Source organism: Nocardioides dubius, assembly GCF_039528155.1.
Lineage (GTDB): Bacteria > Actinomycetota > Actinomycetes > Propionibacteriales > Nocardioidaceae > Nocardioides > Nocardioides dubius.
This window is the reverse complement of record NZ_BAAALG010000007.1, coordinates 70579-71689: the sequence shown is the minus strand read 5'-3', so window position 1 is coordinate 71689 and position 1111 is coordinate 70579. Positions and strand designations below refer to the sequence as shown.

Genomic DNA, 1111 nt, shown 5'->3' with positions numbered 1-1111 from the left:
CTGAGAACCTCGGGGCACTGGTTGCCAGGTGGCATCGCTGTGCGCTGCTCGACCATGCGGGTCGTCAGCAGGGCTATCCACAGGCGCGGAGGCGCGGCGCACGAGCGAGTGCTCGCGGCACTAGCGTTCGGCTCCACCTCAGCGCAGGGGGAGAGAAGTGGCCGAGAAGTGGAGTGCCGAGTTCTATCGGGACGTGCACGGCAGGCTGCCGGTCAGGGACTGGATGGAGGCCCTTGGGCCCCAGCAGTTCGCAGCACTGAGCGCCGCCATCCTCCACGTCTTGGAGCCGAACGGCCTGAGCCTGGCGCGTACGCAGTGGTTGAAGCCCCTCAAACAGGGGCTCTACGAATTCCGGATCCGGCATAGCGAGCGCGAGATCCTCGCGGCCTACGCCGAGGCAGATGCCTCGGGTCCGGAGGCCCCGCCCGCCCGAATTCTGCTGCGCGTCTTCGTCGCCTTCCGCGGGGCGAAGGTCATCCTCCTGATCAGCGGGTACGACAAGGGCAGAGATCCCAGTGCACGGCGGCAGCAGAAGGAGATCGCCAATGCTCGCAAGGCGTTGCGCGCCTGGGAGATCGAGCGTGCAGCCGCCAAGAAGCACAGGGGAACGCAGCGGTAGAGGCTCCTGTGGATCACTCTTGCCGGCATGGGTTTTTCGCCATATTCTTGGTCCGAGAGGAAGGTGGAGATCGTGTCCAGTTCGTCGAGTTCCTTCGCCGAGTACGTCGCCGAGCGCGCTCGGTCGGCGTCCCGCGAGGAGGCCGAGGCCGTCCGTGTCTTCGATGAGGTCTACGCCAAGCATTCGGTGGGCGTGGCCCTCGCCCTGGCCCGCAAGGCGAGGAGGCTCACGCAGACCGAGGTCGCCGATCGAGCGGGCCTCGACCAGGGCGATCTGAGCCGGATCGAGCGCGGAATCACCGCCCCCACAGCTCCCACGCTGCTGCGACTGGTCGAGGCGTTGGGCGGCCGGCTGACCCTGACAGTTCCCGCAGCCGGTGCCGATGACGCGCATGAGCCGCTCGCCTTGGTGATCGGCTGAATCCGGGCCCGGTCCTCTCGCGCGCACACAGCTAAGCGGCAGCTGGCTCCCACTCTCGGGGGGGGGGGGGGG

Annotated in this window: 2 protein-coding genes; both read left to right on the top strand. The window is 67.9% G+C overall.

The window, feature by feature from the left end:
* Window positions 1-157 precede the first annotated feature (157 nt).
* The gene (locus ABD151_RS09110; protein WP_343993516.1) at window positions 158-619 is read left to right on the top strand and encodes a hypothetical protein; all 462 of its coding nucleotides are present in this window, start codon (window positions 158-160) and stop codon (window positions 617-619) included.
* 72 nt (window positions 620-691) lie between these two features.
* Complete coding sequence (locus ABD151_RS09105) at window positions 692-1039, top strand: helix-turn-helix domain-containing protein (protein WP_343993514.1); 348 nt, start codon at window positions 692-694, stop codon at window positions 1037-1039.
* The last annotated feature ends 72 nt before the right edge of the window (window positions 1040-1111 follow it).